The organism is Microbispora sp. H10885 (assembly GCF_014161415.1).
In the GTDB taxonomy this organism is placed as follows: Bacteria; Actinomycetota; Actinomycetes; order Streptosporangiales; family Streptosporangiaceae; genus Microbispora; species Microbispora triticiradicis.
Window position 1 is genome coordinate 13,395 of the sequence record NZ_JABBWY010000016.1, and the last position, 16,878, is coordinate 30,272.

General features: G+C 71.6%; 12 protein-coding genes and 2 pseudogenes. 6 read left to right on the top strand and 8 right to left on the bottom strand.

Features of this window, described 5'->3' with window-relative positions; genetic code table 11:
- Positions 1-3: 3 nt before the first annotated feature.
- From HHX37_RS32860 to HHX37_RS32875, 4 genes are read right to left on the bottom strand one after another with little or no spacing between them, the layout of a single operon-like run.
- A complete protein-coding gene (locus HHX37_RS32860) occupies positions 4-906 on the bottom strand; it encodes an ABC transporter permease (RefSeq protein ID WP_182887889.1) in 903 nt (300 codons plus the stop codon).
- Positions 893-1,942: an ABC transporter permease gene (locus HHX37_RS32865; RefSeq protein WP_182882632.1), complete on the bottom strand. Its 1,050-nt coding sequence runs from the start codon at positions 1,940-1,942 to the stop codon at positions 893-895. Before HHX37_RS32865 ends, HHX37_RS32860 begins: the two co-directional genes overlap by 14 nt.
- Positions 1,939-3,459, bottom strand: coding sequence for an ABC transporter ATP-binding protein (locus HHX37_RS32870; RefSeq protein WP_182887890.1), 1,521 nt, complete (start codon positions 3,457-3,459; stop codon positions 1,939-1,941). Before HHX37_RS32870 ends, HHX37_RS32865 begins: the two co-directional genes overlap by 4 nt.
- Complete coding sequence (locus tag HHX37_RS32875) at positions 3,434-4,186, bottom strand: GntR family transcriptional regulator (RefSeq protein ID WP_182887891.1); 753 nt, start codon at positions 4,184-4,186, stop codon at positions 3,434-3,436. Before HHX37_RS32875 ends, HHX37_RS32870 begins: the two co-directional genes overlap by 26 nt.
- A gap of 248 nt (positions 4,187-4,434) precedes the next feature.
- On the opposite strand from HHX37_RS32875, the pseudogene HHX37_RS32880 reads away from it, so the two are divergent.
- A pseudogene (locus HHX37_RS32880) lies at positions 4,435-6,225 on the top strand (glycoside hydrolase family 9 protein); the annotation flags it as partial.
- Positions 6,226-6,227: 2 nt separating this feature from the next.
- On the opposite strand, the gene HHX37_RS38320 reads toward HHX37_RS32880, so the two are convergent.
- On the bottom strand, positions 6,228-6,671 hold the full coding sequence (locus HHX37_RS38320) for a hypothetical protein (RefSeq protein ID WP_396777472.1): 444 nt from the start codon (positions 6,669-6,671) through the stop codon (positions 6,228-6,230).
- Between HHX37_RS38320 and HHX37_RS38325 the strand changes: the two are divergent.
- From HHX37_RS38325 to HHX37_RS32895, 4 genes and pseudogenes are all read left to right on the top strand, one after another.
- Positions 6,622-6,918 (top strand): annotated as a pseudogene (locus HHX37_RS38325) (cellulose binding domain-containing protein); the annotation flags it as partial. The gene HHX37_RS38320 and the pseudogene HHX37_RS38325 sit on opposite strands and share 50 nt — an antisense overlap.
- A 12-nt stretch (positions 6,919-6,930) precedes the next feature.
- Positions 6,931-9,684 carry a glycoside hydrolase family 9 protein gene (locus tag HHX37_RS32885; protein WP_182887893.1) on the top strand — a complete coding sequence of 918 codons (2,754 nt, stop codon included), beginning with the start codon at positions 6,931-6,933 and terminating at the stop codon, positions 9,682-9,684.
- 114 nt (positions 9,685-9,798) lie between these two features.
- Positions 9,799-11,208 carry a cellulose binding domain-containing protein gene (locus tag HHX37_RS32890; protein ID WP_182887894.1) on the top strand — a complete coding sequence of 470 codons (1,410 nt, stop codon included), beginning with the start codon at positions 9,799-9,801 and terminating at the stop codon, positions 11,206-11,208.
- 175 nt (positions 11,209-11,383) lie between these two features.
- On the top strand, positions 11,384-12,151 hold the full coding sequence (locus tag HHX37_RS32895) for a ribonuclease HII (protein WP_182887895.1): 768 nt from the start codon (positions 11,384-11,386) through the stop codon (positions 12,149-12,151).
- Positions 12,152-12,157: 6 nt separating this feature from the next.
- On the opposite strand, the gene HHX37_RS32900 is transcribed toward HHX37_RS32895, so the two are convergent.
- Positions 12,158-14,062: an HNH endonuclease signature motif containing protein gene (locus tag HHX37_RS32900; RefSeq protein WP_310740654.1), complete on the bottom strand. Its 1,905-nt coding sequence runs from the start codon at positions 14,060-14,062 to the stop codon at positions 12,158-12,160.
- Positions 14,063-14,197: 135 nt separating this feature from the next.
- On the opposite strand from HHX37_RS32900, the gene HHX37_RS32905 reads away from it, so the two are divergent.
- Positions 14,198-14,851, top strand: coding sequence for a hypothetical protein (locus HHX37_RS32905; RefSeq protein ID WP_182887897.1), 654 nt, complete (start codon positions 14,198-14,200; stop codon positions 14,849-14,851).
- Between the two features lie 73 nt (positions 14,852-14,924).
- Here the strand turns inward: HHX37_RS32905 and HHX37_RS32910 are convergent, their stop codons facing one another.
- The gene (locus tag HHX37_RS32910; RefSeq protein WP_182887898.1) at positions 14,925-16,166 is read right to left on the bottom strand and encodes a hypothetical protein; all 1,242 of its coding nucleotides are present in this window, start codon (positions 16,164-16,166) and stop codon (positions 14,925-14,927) included.
- Between the two features lie 41 nt (positions 16,167-16,207).
- On the bottom strand, positions 16,208-16,765 hold the full coding sequence (locus HHX37_RS32915) for an RNA polymerase sigma factor (protein WP_182887899.1): 558 nt from the start codon (positions 16,763-16,765) through the stop codon (positions 16,208-16,210).
- Between the last annotated feature and the right edge of the window lie 113 nt (positions 16,766-16,878).

The window sequence follows — 16,878 nt, forward strand, 5'->3', positions numbered from 1 at the left end:
CGGCTAGCGAGCGAAGACGCGGCGGAGTTCCTCGGGGGCGGCGCGCAGCGTGCGCCTGCCGAGGATCGCGAGGATGACGAGGGTGATGACGAAGGGCAGGGCGTCGAGGGCGAACTGGTTGAGCGCCTGCCCGCGGGCCTGCAGCGCCGGCGCCACGGCGAGCGCGGCGCCGAACAGGTACGACCCGGCCATCACCCACAGGGGACGCCAGGCGGCGAAGATGACGAGCGCGACCGCGATGAAGCCCCGGCCCGCCGTCATGCCTTCGAACCAGGCATGGGCGTACGCCGTGGAGAGCTGGGCCCCGCCGAGCCCGGCCAGCCCCGCGCCGGCCACCACGGCGGCGGCGCGGACCAGGGCGGGCGAGTGCCCGTGCGCGTGCAGCACGTCGGCGCGCTCCCCGGCCGTGCGCACCAGCAGGCCGGTCCTGGTGCGGCCGAGGAGGAACCACAGCAGGGGCGCGACGGCGAACGACAGGTAGGTCACCGGGTCGTGCCGGAACAGGATCTCCCCCACGATCGGGAGATCGCCGAGCACCGGCACCGGCACCGGGTCGAACCCGGGGGCGGGGCTGCCGACGTACGCCGCGCCGAACAGCGAGGTCAGGCCGAGCCCGAGGAACATGAGCGTGAGGCCGGTGGCGAACTGGTCCGCGCCCCGCCACAGGACGGCGGCGGCGTGCACCAGTCCGAGCAGCGCGCCCGCGAGCGCTCCGGCCAGCAGGCCGAGCCAGGGGCTCCCGGTCTCCGCCGCGACGGCGTAGCCGCCGAACGCGCCGACCAGCATGCAGCCCTCGGTGCCGAGGTTGACCACCCCGGCCCGCTCGGCCAGCGTCTCGCCGAGCGCGGCGAACATGATCGCGGTCCCGCCCCTGACCCCTCCGGCGAGCACGTCAACGACGAGCATGGCGACTCCATCCGAGTACGGCGAGCAGGACGAGGCCCATCAGGACGTTTACGGTCGCGGCCGGCAGCCCGCTGTCGAGCTGGAGGCTGTCGCCGGCCACCGTGACCGCGGCGAGCAGCAGCGCCGCCCCCACGGCCGGCAGCGGCCGGTGCCGGGCGAGCCAGGCGGCGAGGAACGCGATGTAGCCGATGTTCGTGGTGAGCCCCGGCCTGAGTTTGAACTCGACCCCGGCCAGGTGGACGGCTCCGGCCAGCCCCGCGAACGCCCCGCCGAGCAGCATCGCCGCGAGGATCAGCCGCGCCACCGGCAGCCCGGCGCGGCGGGCCGCCTCGGGGTTGCCGCCGACGACCGACAGGTGGAAGCCGAACGACGTGCCGCGCAGCACCAGCCACACGGCGACGGCGACGAGCAGGGCGACGACGATCCCCATGTGGACGGCGGTGCCGCTGACCAGCGGCATCCGCTGGACGATCTCCAGCGGGCGGGTGGCCGGCTGCCCGGAGCCGTGCGGGTCCTTCCACGGCTCGTAGATGAGGTAGAGCATGACGTCGAGCGCCACGTAGTTGAGCAGCAGCGTGGTGACGGCCTCGTTGACCCCCACCACCAGCCGCATCGCCGCCGCCACACCCGCCCACAGGGCGCCGCCGGCCGCCCCGGCGAGCAGCATGAGCGGCAGCGCGGCCGGCCCGGGGACGGACAGGCCCACGCCCGCGCCCGCGACGGCCCCGATGAGGATCTGCCCCTCGCCGCCGACGTTGGTGAGTCCGGCCCGGGCGGGCAGCACGACCGCCATCGCGCCGAGGACCAGCGGGGTCGCCTTGATGACGATCTGCTCCAGGCTCGGCCCGGTGAACGCCTGCGCGACCATGCCGGTCAGCGCCGCGACCGGGTCGACCCCCTTGGCCAGCAGGAGGACGGCGAACAGCGCCACCGCCCCGGCGAGCGCCCCGATCCACCGCGCCGCCGTCCTCAGCGCCGTCCTGACCGGGGAGACGGTCCGGTCGGCTACCGCGGGCCGCGTGAGCGTGGCCGTCATGCCGCACCACCGATCGCACCGCCGAGCATGAGGCGTCCGATCTCCTGCCGGTCGGCGCCGCGCGCCGCCACGACGCCCGCCAGGCGGCCGTCGTGCAGGACGGCGATGCGGTCGCTGATCGCGATGAGCTCGTCGAGGTCCTCGGAGACGACGAGCACGCCCGCGCCCGCCGCCGCCCGCTCCAGGAGCAGTTCCTGCGTACGCCGGGTGGTCGCGATGTCGAGGCCCCGGCTGGGGTAGGCCGCGACGACCAGCGCGGCGTCGTCACGGGCGAGGGCCCGGGTGAGCATGACCCGCTGGACGTTGCCGCCGGACAGCTCGGCCACCCTGCGGCGGGCCGCGGCCATCCCGAGCCCGGCGCGGCCTTCCAGGTCGCGGGAGATCTCGGCCACCCGCCGCCAGTCGACGTTCAGCCGCCGCCGCGGCCTGCGCGGCAGGCCGAGTGCGACGTGCTCGACCACCGTGAGCCCGGGGACGACGGCGTCGGCCAGCGGGTCCTCCGGCACCTCGGCGACCCGCCCGGACGGGCCGGCGAGCGCCTCGCCCGCGACCGCGACCACACCCGTCGCGACCGGGCGCAGGCCGCAGGCGACCTCGCACAGCTCCCGCTGGCCGCTGCCCGCCACGCCCGCGACCCCGACGACCTCGCCGGGGAACACGTCGAGCGTGACGTCGCGCAGCCGGAGCACCCCGTTGTCGCCGTACGCGCTCACCCCCGTGAGGGAGAGCGCGGCCGTACGGCCGGGCGGCGGCGCGGGGCGGTCGGCGGGCAGCGGCGGCACCGCCCGGCCCACCATCGCCTCCACGAGCTCGGCGTCGTCGTACGCGGCCGGGTCCGCCCCGCCGGTGATCACCCGGCCGCCGCGCAGCACGGTGACCCGGTCGGCGACGGCCCTGACCTCACCCAGCTTGTGGGTGACGATGACGACGCCGTACCCGAGGCCGCGCAGCCGCCGGACGACCTGGAAGAGGGCGGAGACCTCCTGGGGAGCCAGCACGCTGGTCGGCTCGTCCAGGATGATCACCCGGCTGCCGGTGAGGAGGACCTTCAGGATCTCGGCGCGCTGGCGCTCGCCGATCGACAGGTGGGCGACCTTCGCGTGCGGGTCCACGGCGAGGCCGTACTCCTCTGCGGCGGCCGCGATGCGCCGCGCGAGCGCGGCGGGCCTGAGCCTGCCGGGCATCGCGAGCGCGACGTTCTCCGTCACGGTCAGCGCGGGGACCAGCCGCAGGTCCTGGAAGACCATGCCGATCCCGAGGGACCGGGCGGCGGCCGGGCTGCCTACCCGCACGGGCGTGCCGTCCACCACCAGGTCGCCCGCGTCGGGCCGGTGCACGCCGTAGATGAGCTTGAGAAGGGTGCTCTTGCCCGCGCCGTTCTCCCCGACGAGGGCGTGCACCTCGCCGGGCCGTACGTCGAAGTCGACCCCGTCGTTGGCGACGACGTCGCCGAACGCCCGGGTCAGGCCGCGAGCCGCGAGCAGGGGATGGTCAGTGGGAGCCTCGGTCAACGTCATGGCGCCTGCCTCGGTTGAGGGCCATCTGGGTGATCGCGCGAGCGGCCCTGCGCTCGACGACGTCCATCGACTCCCCGACGTGCCGGCGCATCGCGGTCAGGGCGTCCTCGAGACGCCCGGCGAGGACCTCCTCGACGATCTCCAGGTGCTGCAGGATCGTGAGGGTGATGCGGTCGGCGGTCAGGAAGTCGTACATGCGCACCGCTCTGATCCGCGCGTTGACGGACGCGAGGGTGCTCGTGAGCGCCGCGTTCCCCGAGGCGCGGCTCATCGTGACGTGGAAGTCCTCGTCCATCACCACGAACTGCGGGTCGGGCTCCGGCTGGTCGTCCCGCAGCGCGCGCCACTGGTCGCGCAGGGGTTCCAGCACCGCCGGGTCGTGCCCGCGTACGGCCGGCTCCAGCGCGCGGCTGATCCCGCGCAGTTCCAGAGTCACCCGCAGTTCGTAGAGGTCTCTGAGGTCGTGCAGGTCGGGCTGGGCGACGTAGTAACCGCCGTCCTGGCCCCGCTCCACCAGGCCGTCGGCGAGAAGGCGGACCAGCGCCTCGCGTACCGGGGTCCTGGAGACCTCCAGCAGCGCGGCGATCCGCTCCTCCACCAGCCGGGACCGGATCGCGAACTCGCCGAGCATCAGCCGCCGGCGCAACTCGCCGTAGACCTGCTCCCGCCGGAGTTTCGTCCGCGCGCCCGGGCCCGTGTCCGGTGTTGTATACAGCCCTGCATCCACGACTCGGACGCTAGGTACGCGGCGTTTCTCGAAATGTCCGGCACGGTTAATTCGTGGTCGCCATGCCCTCACAGCGGCCGGGCCCGTGCTGAAAGTTTCACTCCCCCGGCTCGCTGTGACGCCCCTGACCTGTACGGACGGCCCTGCGTCCAGGGCCGCGCTTGGAGCGCGCCAGGTCCCGTACGCACGATCCGGGCGGGATCCCTTTCCGGTCGTCCCGCCCGTACGTCATCCCTGGGGGGATTTCCATGCGACTACCGCGACGGCTGCTGAGCGCGAGCACTGCGGCGGCACTGGCCGTGACAGTGTCGACCGGCGCCGTGTTGTCCGGCACCTCCGGCGGGGCTCCCGCCTCCGCCGCCACGTTCGCCTACGGCGAGGCGCTGCAGAAGTCGTTCCTGTTCTACGAGGCGCAGGAGTCGGGCCATCTGCCGTCCACGAACCGGGTGACCTGGCGGGCCGACTCGACCGTGAACGACGGGAAGTCCGCCGGAGTCGACCTGTCGGGCGGCTTCTACGACGCCGGCGACCACGTGAAGTTCGGCTTCCCGATGGCCTCCATGACCACCACCCTGGCCTGGGGCGGCGTCGACTACCGGTCGGCCTACGAGAGGTCGGGCCAGCTGCCGTACCTGCTGAACACGCTGCGGCAGTCGGGCGACTACTTCATCAACGCCCATCCCGAGCCGAACGTCCTCTACGTCCAGGTCGGCGACGGCGGTGAGGACCACTCCTACTGGGGCGCGCCCGAGACCGTCGAGGCCAAGGGCCACAAGCGGCCGGTCTACAAGATCACCGCGTCGTGCCCCGGCACCGACGTGGCGGCCGAGACCGCCGCCGCGATGGCCGCGTCGTCGATCGTCTTCCGGCCGACCGACCCGTCGTACGCCGACACGCTGCTGACGCACGCCAGGCAGCTGTTCACGTTCGCCGACACGACCAAGGGGACGAACGGCCGCGACACGGCGTACGTGAACTGCGTCAGCGCCGCGCAGGGCTTCTACAACTCCACCGGCGAGGGCGGCCAGGTCGAGGGCGCCACGAAGATGTACTGGGACGAGCTGGCCTGGGCGTCCGTCTGGCTCTACCGGGCCACGGGCACCGCGAGCTACCTCGACCGGGCCCGCGAGTTCTATCCCAAGATGGGCACCCAGGAAGACCCCGGGAGCAACGGCGTCCAGGTCCCCGTCTTCAACTTCGGCTTCGGCTGGAACGACAAGCAGTACGCCGTCTACGAGCAGATGGCCGAGCTGACCGGCGAGCAGAAGTACAAGGACGACGTCCAGCGCTACCTCGACTACTGGACCGTGGGCTACAAGGGCAAGAAGGGCACGATCACCCCCGGCGGCCTGGCGTACATCTTCTACTGGGCCTCGCTGCGCATGGCGGCCAACACCGCGTTCGTCGCCCTGAGGTACGCGGACTATCTCGGCTCGTCCAGCTCGCTCCGCGCCCGCTACCACGACTTCGGCAAGCGCCAGATCGACTACGCGCTCGGCGACAACCCGCGCCACTCCAGCTACATGATCGGGTTCGGGACCAACCCGCCGCGCAACCCACACCACCGCGGCGCGCACGGCTCCTGGACCAACGCCGGTCCCGACGGCGAACCCACCGTGAGCAGGCACATCCTGTACGGCGCGCTGGTCGGCGGCCCGGACGGCGCCGACGCCTACACCGACAGCCGGGGCGACTACGTCAAGAACGAGGTCGCGCTCGACTTCAACTCCGGCATCACCAGCTCGCTCGCCGTCCTCTACGGCGCGTACGGCGGGTCGCCCCTCGCGACGCTGCCGCGCGAGACGCCCGACGGCCCGGAGTTCTCCCTGGAGCCGACGATCACCCACACCACCCGGGAGACGGCGGCCAAGACCTTCGTCATCAACAAGTCGGCCTGGCCCGCGACCGTGCTCGACCGGGCGAAGTTCCGCTACTACTTCACGCTCGACGGCTCGACGACGGCGAGCCAGGTCACCGTAAGCACGTCCTACACCCAGTGCAAGCAGCCCACCGGGCCGCACCTGCTGGAAGGCCGGACGTACTACGCCGAGGTCGACTGCACCGGCACGCTCATCTTCCCGGGCGGCCAGTCGGAGTTCCGCCGCGAGGTGCAGCTCAGGATCGGCGTGGCCGACGGCGCGACCTGGGACCCGTCCAACGACTGGTCGGCGAAGGGCGCCGACCGCATGACGCTGTACGGCAACGACGGCAGGCTGCTCTGGGGCACCCCGCCGGGAACCGGACCCTCCCCGTCGGTATCCCCGTCGGCCTCGCCCTCGGCGTCTCCCTCTGCGTCCCCGTCGGCATCACCGTCCGCATCCCCGTCGGCGTCTCCCTCTGCATCTCCCTCTGCATCTCCCTCTGTGTCGCCTTCTGCGTCCCCCTCTGCCTCGCCCTCTGCGTCGCCTTCGTCCGGGGGCACGTGCAAGGTCGCGTACGCGACCAACGACTGGGGAGGCGGGTTCACCGCGACCGTCACGATCACCAACGCCGGTGCCGCGACGATCAACGGCTGGACCCTGAAGTTCGCCTTCCCGGGCAACCAGAAGATCTCCCCGCCCGGCTGGTCGGCCACCTGGACGCAGACCGGGACCGCCGTCACCGCGGTGAACCTCGACTGGAACAAGACCATCGGTGCCGGCCAGTCCGTCCAGATCGGCTTCCAGGGCACCTACACCGGCGCCAACGCCAAACCCACCGCCTTCACCCTCAACGGCACCACCTGTTCCTGAGACGAGGCATCGATGAGACCCCTGTCGCTGGGCCGGCCGGCCACTGCGCTGGCCACTGTGCTGGTCACCGCGCTGGCCGCCGTGCTGGCCGCCCCGCTCGTCCCCGGGCCGACGCGGGCCCAGGCCGCGGCGTCGTACAACTACACCGAGGCCCTGCAGAAGTCGATCTACTTCTACGAGGCGCAGCAGTCGGGTAGGAAGCCCGCCTGGAGCCGGGTGGAGTGGCGCGGCGACCGCACGCTGAACGACGGCAAGCCGGCCGGGGTGGACCTGTCCGGCGGCTGGTACGACGCGGGCGACCACGTCAAGTTCGGCTTCCCGATGGCGTTCACCACCACGATGCTGGCCTGGGGGCTGGTCGAGAACCGGTCCGGCTACGGGACCCAGCTCACGCCGATGCTGAACAACCTCAAATGGGCCACCGACTACCTGATCGCCGCCCACCCCGAGCCGGAGACGTTGTACGTCCAGGTGGGCGACGGCAGCGTGGACCACGCGTACTGGGGTCCGCCCGAGGTGATCGACATCAAGGGCATGTCGCGGCCGGTCTACAAGATCACCCCGTCGTGCAAGGGCACCGACGTCGTCGCCGAGACGGCCGCGGCCATGGCGGCCTCCTCGATGGCCTTCCGCCAGAGCGACCCGTCGTACGCCGACACGCTGCTGACGCACGCCAGGCAGCTGTTCACGTTCGCCGACACGACCAAGGGGACGAACGGCCAGGACACCGCGTACACGAGCTGCGTGCCGGGCATCTCCGGCTACTACAACTCGACCTGGGAGGGCGGCTCCGACCACCCCGGCGCGACCAAGATGTACTGGGACGAGCTGGCCTGGGCGGCCGTGTGGCTCTACCGGGCCACGGGCACGGGGAGCTACCTGGACAAGGCCCGCGAGTTCTACCCGAAGATGGGCAGCGAGCCCGACGCGGGCCAGGGCGCGGGCGGGACCACGGTGCCCGCCTACACCTTCGGCCTGGGGTGGAACGACAAGGAATACGGCGTCTACGCGCTGATGGCCACGCTGACCGGCGAGCAGAAGTACATCGACGACGTCCAGCGCTACCTCGACTACTGGACCGTGGGCTACAAGGGCAAGAAGGGCACGATCACCCCCGGCGGCCTGGCGTACGTCTTCAACTGGGCCTCCCTGCGCATGGCGCTGAACACCGCGTGGGTCGCCCTCGTCTACGCCGACCACCTCGGCACCGGCGACCCGCTCTACTCCCGCTACCACGACTTCGCCAAGCGGCAGGTCGACTACGCACTCGGCGACAATCCCCGCCACTCCAGCTACATGGTCGGCTTCGGGACCAACCCGCCGACGCACGTCCACCATCGGGCGGCCAGCGGCCAGTACCTCGGATACATGAGCGACACCACCGGCCCGAACCTGCACGTCCTGTACGGCGCGCTCGCCGGAGGACCGGACGCCGCCGACGCCTACACCGACAGCCGTACGGACTATGTCCGCAACGAGGTGGCGATCGACTACAACTCCGGCATCACCAACGTGCTCGCGCGGTTCGCCAAGGAGTACGGCGGCACGCCCCTGGCGGACTTCCCCGCGCCGGAGAGGAAGTACGACGAGATCACCGCGGGTGTCGACAACGTCTACACCGGTGTGGACGGCACTTCGCTGGCCGTCACCATCACCAACACGTCGAACTGGCCTCCGCGCGTCCTCCAGTCGGGGAAGGCGCGTTACTACTTCACGCTCGACGGCTCCACCTCGGCCTCGCAGGTGAAGGTGACCGGCGGCGACAGCAGCGGCTGCGCCGTGACCGGGCCCGTCCTCGCCCGGGACCGCACCTACTACGCGGAGGTGGACTGCACCGGCAAGCCGATCTACCCCGGCGACGCCCAGCTCTACCGGCGCAGCGCCCAGCTGCGCATCTCCGTGCCGAACGGCGCGACCTGGGACCCGGCCAACGACTGGTCGGCCTCGGCCGCCTCCCACGTGCCGGTGTACGACGGGAACACGCTGGTGTGGGGCACCCCGCCGGAGGGCACGGTGAGCCCGTCGCCGTCCCCCAGCCCCTCACCCTCCCCCAGTCCGTCGCCGTCCCCCAGCCCCTCGCCGTCCGTCTCGCCGTCTCCGGTGGACACCACGCCGCCGAGCGCGCCCACCGGACTGCGGGTCTGCGGCGCGGACTTCACCAACGCGGTGCCGATGTGCTGGACGGCCTCGACCGACGACACCGGGGTCACGGGCTACGACGTGTACATGAGGCAGGGCACCGGCTTCAGCAAGATCGGTTCATCGACCACTCTCCTCTACGTCGCGGAGAGGCTGGTCGCCGGCACGAGCTACACCTTCTACGTCGTGGCGCGGGACGCCGCGGGCAACTCCAGCCAGCCCTCGGCCACGCTCACCGCGACCGCGCAGCACGGCCTGTCCAGCCCCTCGCCGTCGCCCAGCCCGTCGCCGTCCCCCTCACCGTCGCCGGGTGGCGGATGCCGGGTGACGTACGGCACGAGCGACTGGGGCGGCGGGTTCACCGCGACCGTCACGATCGCCAACACCGGCACGACCGCGGTCGACGGCTGGACGCTGAGGTTCGCCTTCCCCGGCACCCAGAAGATCAGCCCGCCCGGCTGGTCGGCCACCTGGACCCAGAACGGCGCGAACGTGACGGCCGTCAACCTCGACTGGAACAAGACCATCGCCCCCGGACAGTCCGTCCAGGCCGGCTTCAACGGCACCTACAGCGGTTCCAACCCCAAACCCACCGCCTTCACTCTCAACGGCACCACCTGCTCGTGACTTCGACCCGTGGCCCGGCCGTCCCGCCTGACGTGCCGGGCCGCCCGAACTAGAGGTGAACAGTTGCCCGTCAAAGGTCTGCACACCGCCGCTGTTCTCATTAGCGCCGGACTCATGGGCGCCGGACTCGTGGGCGCCGCCGGTCTCCCGGCCTCCGCGGCGGCCGGAGACACCACCCCGCCCAGCGCTCCGGGAGCCCTGTGGCACTGTCCGTTGCCCGCGGCTCCCGGATCGGGCCTCGGCATCGGCGTGTCGCTGTGCTGGGGCGCCGCGACCGACGACGTCGGCGTCACCGCCTACGACGTCCAGGTCAAGCAGGACGGCGTCTTCACCGCCATCCGGACCACGACCGGCCCGGGGTCCATCGTCAGCGGCCTCACCCTGGGACAGTCGTACACGTTCCGGGTCGTCGCGAAAGACGCGGCGGGGAACGCGGGCCCGCCGTCCAACGAACTGACGGCCAGCGCCGGCTACCTCAGCGGCATGCCTCCCTCCAGTCCCCCGCCCAGCCCCAGCCCGATCGACCGGACCCCGCCCACCCGTCCCGAGGGCCCGGAGCCGTACGCCGCGTACGTCAACGGCGCGGCCGGCCTGACCTGGACGAAGTCCACGGACGACGTCGCGGTCACCGGCTACACCGTGTATGCCTGGATCGACGGTGCCTTCACCCCCGTGACCGCCCAGCTCTCCTCGTCCGGCGACAGGGTCGTCGGGGTCGTGTACAACCTCACTCCCGGGCGCGACTACCTGTTCTACGTCGTCGCCAAGGACGCCGCAGGCAATCTCAGCGCGCCCTCCGACCTGGTCCGCCAGCGGGCCATGGTCGAGCCGCCCGTCGCCAGTCCGAGCCCGGGGACGGACACCACACCTCCCGGCACGCCGACCGGAATGGCGACCGTGACCGGGATGGACATCCCCGGCGGCATCTTCCTCGCCTGGTACACCGTCAGCGACGACAGTGGCATCCCGCCCCGCTACGACCTGTTCCGGCGGACCGACCACGGCTACGCGTACGAGGGCGAGAACGGCACTCCCCGCGACATCGTCACCGGGCTCGAAGGTGGCAAGCCGTACACCTTCCAGGTCGTGGCCCGCGACACGGCCGGGAACCTGAGCAACCCCTCGGCGCCGTACACGGCCATCGCGCAGCCTGGGGGAACGTCCTCGCCCAGCCCGTCGGTGTCCCCCAGCCAGTCGGCGTCGTCCGGTTCCGGATGCAGGGTGACATACGCCGCCACCACCTGGGACGGCGGGTTCACCACCACCGTCACGATCACCAACACCGGCACCGCCATCGTCGACGGGTGGAAGCTGGCCTTCTCCTTCCCGCTCGCCTCCCAGCGGCTTACCAACGGTTGGTCGGCCGTCTGGACCCAGACCGGCACCGCCGTCACGGCCGAGAACTACGCGTGGAACAAGACGCTCAAGCCGGGCCAGTCGCTGTACCTCGGCTTCAACGGCACCTACACCGGCGAGAACCCCAAACCGGCCGCCTTCACCCTCAACGGCACCACCTGTTCCTGACCCTCCCTTCCCGGCCCGGCGCACCCGGATGCGCCGGGCCGCGGTGCGGCCAGCCTGACCTGGACGAAGTCCACGGACGACGCCGGAGTCTCCGGCTACGACGCGTATGCCTGGATCGACGGCGGCGCGTAACGAGTGCGCTCCTGAGGCCGGTGGTGCATGCGATGATGCCGGGATGACCGATGCGCTGCCCGGCCTGGAGCCCGAACCGAGCCGGGGGTCCCCGCCTGCCACCCCACGCCGACGCGTCGCCGGATACGAGATCGAGGACGAGTTGCGGGCGGCCGGGGCGGTCCATGTCGCCGGGGTGGACGAAGTAGGCCGCGGCGCCTGGGCCGGGCCGGTCGTGGTCTGCGCGGCCGTCACCGCTTTCGGCCCGCCGCCCGAGTTGCCGAGTCGCGGGGAGCGCACGGTCCGCCTGACCGACTCCAAGCTGCTCGGCCCGGCGCAGCGGGAGGCGTTCGCGGAGGTCCTGCCGGGCTGGCTCACCTGTCACGCGTACGGCGAGTCAAGTGCGGAGGAGATCGACGAGGTCGGGATGACGGAGGCGCTGCGCCGGGCCGTGTGCCGGGCCCTGGAGGTCCTGCCGCTGCGGCCCGACGTAGTGCTCCTCGACGGCGCGCACGACTTCCTCGGACGCCCGTGGCGGGTGCGGTGCGAGGTGAAAGCCGATCAGCGCTCGGTCTCCGTGGCCGCCGCGTCGGTGCTGGCCAAGGTCCACCGCGACCGGCTGATGGCCGAGATCGGCGAGGAGCATCCGGCCTATTGCTTCGCCGCGAACGCGGGCTATCCGTCGCCGGTCCACCAACGCGCTCTCGCCGAAAGCGGCCCGACCCCGCACCACCGGCTGTCGTGGTCCTACCTCGACGACCTGCCGCGCTGGAGGCACCTGCGCAAGCACCGTGACCCCCTCGCCGGCTCCGGTCAGACGACCCTTCTCTGACCCCCCTCATGTCCTCACCCGCCGAGTGGTGCGGGGGTTGCGGTAGGTGAAGGCCCAGCGGTCGGCTCCGATCTTGCGGCGGGTGTAGCGGGTGGGGTGGCGGTAGCGGTCGCGGTTGTGGAACTGGCACGCCGGTCCCAGCAGCTTGAGGTCGGTCAGCCCGCCGCTGCACCAGTCCTCGGCGTGGTCGATCTGGCACATCGTGGCCGGCAGCGGGCAGCCGTCCACCCAGCAGGTCGCATACCGCGCGAAGACCGCCCGCCGCTGCGCCGGGGTGGCCAACCTCACCTTGCGGCCCATGTCCAGCACCTGCCCACCGGCGTCCATCACGATCCGCACCAAAGTGCTGGTACGGGCCAACCGGTGCACACTGGAGACGGGCAGCAGATGCCCGGTCGCCAGGATCAACCCCGGCAACCCCCGCAACCACACCCCCGGCGGCGGACTGTTCACCCCCACCCCCTCCCAGGCATCACCTTCCCGCCGGACGCTGCCTCCCAGCCACGCCCGGCCTCCCGGCCAGGTCTCGCGCCCCACCCGAGCATCTCCCCCCGGCCGGGCGCTGCCTCCCAGCCGGGCGCTGCCTTCCGCCCACGGCGGGGCATCGGCCCCCGCCTCCGGCGCGCCGTTGCAAGCCGCCCTCGGCATCCCACGCTGCGCCTCGCCGGTTCCGGAGGCATGCCGGTAACCCTCCGCCGGGCAGTCACGGGCCGGGCAATCACTCCACTGCTCGTCGAGGTCGGCGGCGGAGCGCTCGCTGTCGGCGTCCATTGCGTCGGCGTCGGTGGCGTCGTCGCAGGTCGCGCAGGCGTCGATGTCGAAGTCCTCAGCAGTCCAGGCGTCAGGCCCGGGGCCAGGGTCATCGTTCTGGGCTGGGTCTGAGAGGTCTGGGTCTGAGGGGCCGGTGCCCGAAGGGGCGGGATCAGGGTCGGGACCAGGGCCTGGGTCGGTGTCTACCGAGTCGGTGGTGGGGTGTCCAGCTGAGGGGTCGGTGCCTGCGGGACCGTCGGTAGTGGGGTCATCTGGGGGACCGGCAGTAGGGTCGTCTGAGGGGCCGGCTGTGGGATCGCCTGAGGGGGTGGTGCCTGCGGGGTTGTCGGCTCCGGGTTTGTCGGCTGGGGGGTCGGCGGGGAGGGATTCGGCGGTGACCAGCACCAGAAGCTCGGCCGCGATCTTGTTCTCCAGGAACGCGATGACCGCATCCGCGTTCCGCACACTCAGCGTCCGGTCATCGCCCTCGGCCTTCGGCTTTGCATAGACATCCAGCAGGTGCTGCAACCGCGCCGCGGCCTCGACCGGGAGGTAGAACTCTCCCTCCAGCCCGCCGTTCCGGCGCCGCCGCACCCGAAAGAACCGGCGGTCGAAGTCGGCCTGCTCATCGCTTTCGTGGCCGTCGGGGTCCAGCACCGCCCGCAGATACCGCCCCGCCTTGGCCACCTCCGCCGCACCCGCCGAACCCGCCAACTCCAGCAAAATCCCCTCAGCCGTCGTCGCCTGCTCATCGGTCAACCCGGAGGTGGCGGTGCAGATCGCCTCCACAATGCCTTCGGCCAGGCTGCCCTCGGCGAACCGCTCACGCACCCGCGACAGACGACCCAACTCCATGCCCATCGTCACCAACCGACCAGCCCCGGGGACCGTCATCCCGCCAACGGATCGCAGCCACAACCTGGTGGAGGCATGCCCATGGTTCCTCGCCTCCCCAGCCCGATGAACCCGCCCTACCCGGGCAGCCAACGCCGAAGTGATCCGGTCCCGGGCCGCCAGCAACTCCTCGGCCTCAGCCAGACACACCTCCGCCGACTCAGGCACCGCCACCAGCGCCACCACCCGCGCCGCCTCACCAACAGCCGCCACCGCCACCCACGACGACGACCCACCAGCACCAGAAGCATCCCGATCCGGGCCCACATCGCTTCGGCCGGCGCCCTCGGCACCGCCAGACGCACCACCGGCATCACCACCAGAAGCACCAGCGGAAACGCCGCCGGAAGCGCCGCTGCAGGTACCCGGGTATCCCCAGCGCCATCCCGGAGAAGCCGCGTCATGAGAAGCACAACCAGGAGAATCACCGTCAGGAAAAGCACCGTCGGCGGCACCGCCATCGGTGCGCCCTGCATCCGTGCGCGCGGCATCAGTGCGCGCGGCATCGGCACCGGCAGGGGCGCCGCTGTCGGCATCTCCTGCGTGAGGGGCAGCGGCGGCGGAACCGACTCCAGGGCCGGGGATGTCGGCATGGTGGTCAGGAGCGCCATCAGAGGCGGGGCCATTCGCGGTTTCGTCATCGATGGAGTCGTCAGTGCTGGAGTCGTCAACGGCAGCGGTACCGGCATGAGTCGCAAATGCTCGAATGAAGGGAAAAGTTGCCGGGGTGCCGAATCGGCTCGCATGCTCTGGCGCATCAGGAGCGACGATCGGCACGTACTCACGGGCAAGTGCGCCCTCGGACGACCAAAGGGGCGAGCCGGCGATGAGCTGATCCCACCAGTCGCCATCACCATTATCGTTCGAGTGAGGGAGGGGCACAGGATCGCTATCGAACAGATCCATCACACCTCCCCATCCAATTCGAATGCCTGTATTAATTCTTCCACACCAACCCGACGCAGGCACGCCCGCGCAAGCCATTTGTTGGAGTTACAGGTGCGCTCTCTTTTTGGGGCGATAACCGATATTTCCCTCGTGCGCATCGCAACGTGAGAGACGGAAACGGCCGGGGCGTGCGACCCATTCGATCAGAACGGATCTGGCCCCGGCCGCCCTTATATGCCGTTCAGGGACGTTCGCGGAGATCGTCCACCCAGCCGGCCTCCTCCAGGCTGACCCGGAGGTTCGGCGCGGATTCGCCGTCGCCGACCACCTCGTACTGCAGGAGCCTGGCCGAGTCGGGATCGATGATGATCCGGTACTCGATCGATCCGCCGTCGTCGCCGGGGCCCTTCGCCGCCAGGGCCGCCCCCGTACGCCCCAGCGCGTCGGCGCGATCGCCGAGGGCGGTCAGCCCTCGCTCACCGGCCAGCACCCGGAACAGCGCCGCGCGGGTGCCCGGCGTGATCGGGGCGTTCAGCAGGTCGACGGCCGTCTGCCACAGGTACACGGAGAAGTCCTCCTCGTTCGCGCCGCCGCCGGGGCGTGCCCGGTACAGGTCGTGCAGCCGCCGCTCCAGCACCTTCTCGTCCGTCGGCAGCCGGTCGACGTTGCGGATGGTGATGCCGGGGTTGTCGATCGAGAGGACCCGGTCGAGCCGGTCCTCGTAACTCCTCTCGCCGCCCTTGACGAGCCGGGGCGCACCTGACGCGCGCCACTTCCGCTCGTCCTCGGGCGACCCGAACGTCAGCCTGCCGTCCGACCTGCTGACGTTGCGGTTGGCGTCCCCCTTCCGGCGGGCCCGCCAGGTCTCGTCCGTGCTCGCGGAGAAGACGACGTAAGGCAGCGGCGCGGGGTTCTTCTTGAGCTCGGTCACCTTGTCCTCGAACCACCGGTCGGCGGCCTGCCGGGAGCCCGACGCCGCCCTCTTGTCCCGCTCGGCGACGAGGGCCTTCAGCCTCGTGGCGTACGCGTCGTCGTCGACGACGTGGCGGCTGAAGGTGCGGTCGCGTGTGTACCAGTAGTGCCCGGTGCCGGCCTCGGCTCTGGACGCGCTCTCGGCGGCGGCCAGCAGCACGGTACGCGCGTCAAGGACCTCGGTGGTGGGTGCGCCGGTGGTAGGTGCGTCAGTACCGGGCGCGGCGGCGACGTCGTGCGAGTTCCCCCCGGGCGGCCCGACGGCGCCGGGGACGGCCGGGCCCGAATCGGGGGTCACCCCGGGCACGACGATCACGGCGGCGGCCAGCCCCGCCGCCAGCACACCCCCCAGGAACCACGGGCGGCGTCCGAGCGAAGGGACGCGCCGCGGCGGCGCGGCCGGGGTCCGGAAGGCCCGGGCGAGATCGTCCGTACGGCGGCGGCGATGGGCCACCTCGGTCAGCTCGTCCAGCCGCTCAGGCTTGAGCTGGGCGAACATGCGCTCGGTCATGTGCTCCTCCTGGGGAGTGTTACGAGATTGCCCGGTGTCCATCACGCCTCCTCCGCGAACCGCTGTCCGTGTTCGACCGCTCGCGGGCGCTTGGCACTCCCGGCCGGTTCGGCGCGCAGCGCCCGGCTCAACCGTTTGCGGGCACGGTGCAACCGCACGTTGTAGGTGCGGGTGGAGCAGCCCATCACGGTGGCGGCCTGCTCGGGCGGCAGGCCGTGCCAGCTCGCCAGCGCCATCGCCTCCACGTCCTGCTCCGGCAGGGTCGCGAGCGCGGCCAGCGCGGTCGTCCGGTCCACGACGTGGTCGGCCACGTCCCAGGCCACGGCGTCGCGTTCGGTGCTCAGCGCGGCGATGCGGTCGACCAGCGCCTGCCGCCGTCCGCGTGAGTCACGCTGCTTGGCCAGCAGGTTGCGGGCCACGCCCAGCAACCACGGCAGCACGGGCTCGGGCAGCTCGCCCAGGCGCCTCCAGGCGACCAGGAACGTCTCGCTGCACACGTCCTCGGCGACGCCGTGCTCGGCCCGCAGCAACGCGTAGCCCAGCACGGCCCGGTAGTGCCGGTCGTAGAGGGCGGTGAATCGTTCTTCGGGATCGTCCACACCCAGTAGTCCCTCCGGAGACCCCAGGATTACCGATGAGCCGGAAAACCGAATCCCGAGGGGCGCTCGGCAGCGCGAGACGCCCGGCACGCCGACACCCCGCCGGGGCTGTG